At 68.6% G+C, this 4,606-nt stretch carries 3 protein-coding genes; 2 read left to right on the top strand and 1 reads right to left on the bottom strand.

Features of this window, described 5'->3' with window-relative positions; translation table 11 throughout:
* Together WA805_RS20035 and WA805_RS20030 are read left to right on the top strand one after the other, a co-directional pair.
* Positions 1-190 (top strand): hypothetical protein (locus WA805_RS20035; protein WP_425243092.1); only part of this gene is annotated, 190 nt, incomplete at its 5' end.
* A 98-nt stretch (positions 191-288) separates the two neighbouring features.
* Positions 289-1,077, top strand: a complete 789-nt coding sequence (locus WA805_RS20030) for a class II aldolase/adducin family protein (RefSeq protein ID WP_422288632.1) — start codon at positions 289-291, stop codon at positions 1,075-1,077.
* 45 nt (positions 1,078-1,122) lie between these two features.
* Here the strand turns inward: WA805_RS20030 and WA805_RS20025 are convergent, their stop codons facing one another.
* Positions 1,123-4,428: a polysaccharide deacetylase family protein gene (locus WA805_RS20025; protein WP_425243091.1), complete on the bottom strand. Its 3,306-nt coding sequence runs from the start codon at positions 4,426-4,428 to the stop codon at positions 1,123-1,125.
* Between the last annotated feature and the right edge of the window lie 178 nt (positions 4,429-4,606).

The following is a 4,606-nucleotide window of genomic DNA, read 5'->3' as shown; positions in this document are numbered from 1 at the left end:
GCTCGGCGCCGCCGCGGTCGCGGCCTACGCCGCCCGCGCGGGCATGGACGTCGAGGCCTTCCTGAAGGACCGCGGCCCGGCCCTGACCCCCGAGCAGGCGGGCGCCGCGATCACCACCCTGATCGGCGACCCGGGCCACGACCAGCGCGCCTATCTCCTGACCGCCGCCGGTCTCCGCCCGCTGAACTGAGAGAAGATCTTTTATCCCGAACGATCTCGTTGCTTCGCCCCGTCCCGCCATGAAAGCCTTGAATCGACGATCATCGAGACAGGCAGGGACGGCAGCCCATGACAGTGACCGAACTCGGCAAGCCGGCGACCGGGGACCACGCGGCGGAAGAGGCGCGGCTGCGGCGGGAGCTCGCCGCCGTCTACCGGCTCATCGCGCATTTCAAGATGACCGACCTGATCTACAACCACATCTCGGTCCGGCTGCCGGGTCCTGAGCACCGGTTCCTGCTCAACCCGTACGGCCTGCTGTATGAGGAGATCACCGCCTCCAGCCTGGTGATCGTCGGCCTGGACGGCCAGCTGATCACGGACGGGCCGTGGCGGGTCAACCCGGCCGGGTTCGTGATCCACAGCGCGATCCACGAGGCCCGCGAGGACGCGCTGTGCGTGCTGCACACGCACACGAAGGCCGGCTGCGCGGTCGCCGCGCAAGAGCATGGCCTGCTGCCGCTCAACCAGATGTCGCTCGAGTTCTACAACCGGGTCGGCTACCACGACTACGAGGGAATCGCGCTGTCCAACGCGGAGAAGAAGCGGCTTGTCGCCGACCTCGGCGACAAGCCGGTGATGATCTTGCGCAACCACGGCCTGCTCACCATCGGCACGACGCCGGGCCAGGCGTTCCGCCGGATGTTCTACCTGGAGCGCGCCTGCCAGATCCAGGCGGACGCGCTCGCCGGGGGAGCGGCCCTCGTCACGCCGCCGCCCGAGGTGTGCGAGCGCACCGCGCGGCAGTTCGAGGGCGACCACAGCGACGACGACTTCGGCGACGCGACCGCGCCGGACCTCGTCTGGGACGCCATGCTGCGCCTCGTGGAGCGCATCGCGCCCGATTACAAGGATTGACCGCGGCGGGCGCCAGGAGCGCCCTCGTCTCCTCGGCGCCAGGGCCTAGCTGCGCTCGGCCGGCTGGATTCTCTCCGGCCGCGTGGCCGTAGGGGACTGCTGGTCATCTCCGGTTTCGCCATCCGTGTCTGGGTAGCCCTGCGCGTCGTCGCTGTCCCGCTCGGGCAGCCGCAGAGCCTCGGTGTCCCAGCGCGTCTCGGCGGGCTCCCAGCTGACCCGCGGTATCGGCCCCGTGTCGGCTTCCCAGTCCGGGACGGCCGCACGGTCAGCCCACACCGGCTCGGCTGCCACGCCCGCCCCGTCCGGCACTGCGCCGTTCGGCACTGCCCCATTGGACGCTGTGCCGTTCGACACCGTGCCATTGGACACCGTGCCGTTCGGCTCTGCGCCATTGGACACCGTGCCGTTCGGCTCTGCGCCATTGGACACCGTGCCGTTCGGCTCTGCGCCGTTGGACGCTGCGCCGTTGGACGCTGCGCCGTTGGACGCTGCGCCGTTGGACGCTGCGCCGTTGGACGCTGCGCCGTTGGACGCTGCGCCGTTGGACACCGTGCCATTGGACACCGTGCCGTTCGGAACCGGGCCGTTCGACACTGTGCTGTTGGGCACGGCGCCATTGGATACCGCGCCGTTCGACGCCAGGGCGTCCGGCTCGGCAGGCTCGCCGACCTCCGGTGGCGTGCCGGCCGGCTCCGCCTTCGCTGCCGTCTCCCGCGCGCGGGCCGTGTCGTCGTCCAGCTTGAGCATGGGGAGCGCCTTGGTCTCGGCGTTCTCGCGCTGCCACTGTTCTTCCTCAGGGACCTGGGTGGTCTCGTGCTCCCACTCTTCCGCGGAGACCTGAGTGACTTCGGCCAGCGGGATCCCGCCGGTCGTCCGGGCCGCCACGGGCACCGACACGGGCATCGGCACGGCGTCAACGCCGACCTTCCTGCTGACCGTGCCGCCGACGACCACCCCGCTGCGGGGCACCTGCGACCAGATTTTCCGCGTGGTCGGCATCCGGCCGCTGAGGATCATCCAGAAGCAGACGGCCGTGAGGTAGATCTGCAGCGGGTCGTTGATAAACCGGTACCAGATCGCCGAGAACGGGTTCATCTTCGCGCGCAGGATGATCATCGCGATCACGGTCTGTACGGCACGGAAGCCGATGAAAATGATCGGGAAGAGGTAAATCGGGCCGAGCGTGCCCTGGGTCAGCCCGTAGATGAGCATGATGTAGGACAGCGGCAGGAACAGCTGCGGCACCACGCTGCCGTACAGGGCGAACCACCACTGCAGCGTGAGCAGCTGGTACTTGTCCATCCGGTAGAAGATCTCGCGGTGCTCGAACAGCGTCTGCAGCACGCCGATCGTCCACCGCCGCCACTGCCTGCGCAGCACCTTGAAGGTGAGCGGCACCTCGGTGTAGGCGATGGCGTGGAGGTCCTGCACGATGCGCATCCGCGGCCGGCGGCGCCGCATCCGCTGTGGCGCCTCGGCGTCCTCCGCCACGACGCGGTCCGGCATGAAGCCGACCTCGCGCAGCCACTGGGTGCGGAACGCGGAGTACGCGCCGGGCACGATGACGATGCCGTTGCTCAGGTTCTGCACCGCGCGGGTCAGCGCGATGCCCAGGTCGTACTCGGCGGCCTGGAAGTTGGCGATCATGTGCTGCCGCCAGCCCTTGCCGCGGTCGCCCGCCTTCGTGTACCCGGCGACCGCGCCGACCCGGCGGTCCTTGAACCACCTGACCAGGCACGCTATCGAGTACGCGTCCTTCGGGATCGTGTCGGCGTCCATGATGATCATGATGTCCGAAGTGACGTACTGCATGCCGAAGTTGAGCGCCCGCGCCTTTCCGCCGTTACCCTGCTGGACGGCGATGACCTCGGGATACTCGGTGGCGAGCTCGCACAAGATCTCCCACGTGGTGTCGGCGGGATCGTTGTCGGCCGAGCCGTCGTCGACCAGCACGATACGAAGCGGGAAGGGCAGGCCTTCGCCGCAGTGCAGCACCCGCTCGACCGTGTTCCTGATGACCTTCGACTCTTTCCAGCACGGGATGAGGATCCCGAGCTCGTCCGGGTGCCAGTCCGGCGCCTTGCGGTAGCTGAAGATCCGGTCGGCGGCCGCGCCGAGCAGGATCAGCAAGCTGATCACGATGATGATGACCGTCATGATCCGGATCAGCGACGCGTAGAACCCCTTGAAGACCGAGCCGTAAGCCTCCAGCCAGTAGCCGGCGGTGTCGACCCGGGTCGGCGCGACATCGCGGGAGATGACCGGCCCGTGCCAGCCCGGCTGCTCCGCCAGCAGCTGCGGGATGGTCATAAATTTGTAGCCGTCGCTCAGGCCTTCCCTGATGATCTTCTTAGAGAGGGCCACCGTGGACGCCCGGTTGCCGCCGCCGTCGTGCATGATCACGACCTGGCCGGCGCTGCTGAGGCTAGGCGACAGCGGCGGCGGCGGGATCTCCTGGCCCGAGTATGCGTAGTCGGAGGTGTCGCTGGTGAAGCCGACCTCGGTGAAGCCGAGCTGCTGGCCCACCAGGGTGTCGAACATGCCGTTGCCGGCCGATACCTGGTCACCGCCCTGGTACGGGGTGCGCCAGATCCGGGTCTGGTAGTTCCCCAGCTGGGCCTGGACGCGGGCGGTGGCGAGCAGCTGGTCCCTGGCCTGGAGGTTGGTCAGCTGGACCAGATAGGGGTGGGTGTAGGAGTGATTGCCGACCGCGTTGCCGTGCGCCAGCGCGGACTGGAATTCCTGCTTATACAGGAGGTCCTGGCTGCCGATGTTGAAGAACGTGGCGTGCACGCCGTACGCATCGAGGATGCCGAGTATCTGCGGCGTCCACTGGCCGCTCGGCCCGTCGTCGTAGGTGAGGATGAGGGTGTGCACCGGCACCGTGCCGAACTCCTCGACCGCGTAGCCGCAGCGGGCGCCGTGGGCCTCGAGCTGGGTGAGCGGCCGGTAGACCTGCCCGGTGAAGGGGTCGACGGCGTAGTCCGTGCCGCCGTCGTGCTCGACCTTGACGACGCGCTGGAACACGCCGGTGCCGATGACCGGCATCTCAAGGGAGCCGTTGTCGCCGTACTGGCCGTCGGTCTTGGCGCACTTGGTGACCGCGTCGGCGACCTCGCGCGGGTAGTTCACCGAGGTGTTGTAGCGGGCGGCCTGGGGCGGCAGCTCGGTTGTCACCGTGCGCGCCCAGTCAACCGCCACCGCGACAAAGCAGCCGAGCAGCACCAGGACCGTCAGCAGGATCCAGCCGCGCCGCCCCCCGGGGCTGTAGAAGACCTGGTCGGGATTGACCTCGCGGATCTCGTCGGCATGCACGCCCTTGCGATGCGCAGCCGACGAGCGCTTGGTCATGAAGGCCTCTTCTCTTTCTTCCCGGTCCCCTGCTCCGGGCAGCTCACGGCGTTCACCCGGACGCGGCGTATCGCGGTCAGGACGTTACCGGGTTGGCACTCGTCGGCGGAACCGTCGTCGGCGCGACCGTGGTGGGCGCCACCGTCGTGGGCGCGACCGTGGTCGGGGCCACCGGGGT

Origin of the sequence: Trebonia sp. (assembly GCF_049794275.1) — a bacterium.
GTDB lineage: Bacteria > Actinomycetota > Actinomycetes > Streptosporangiales > Streptosporangiaceae > Trebonia.
Note: the sequence above shows the minus strand (reverse complement) of the source record. Positions and strands in the feature narration are given on the sequence as shown.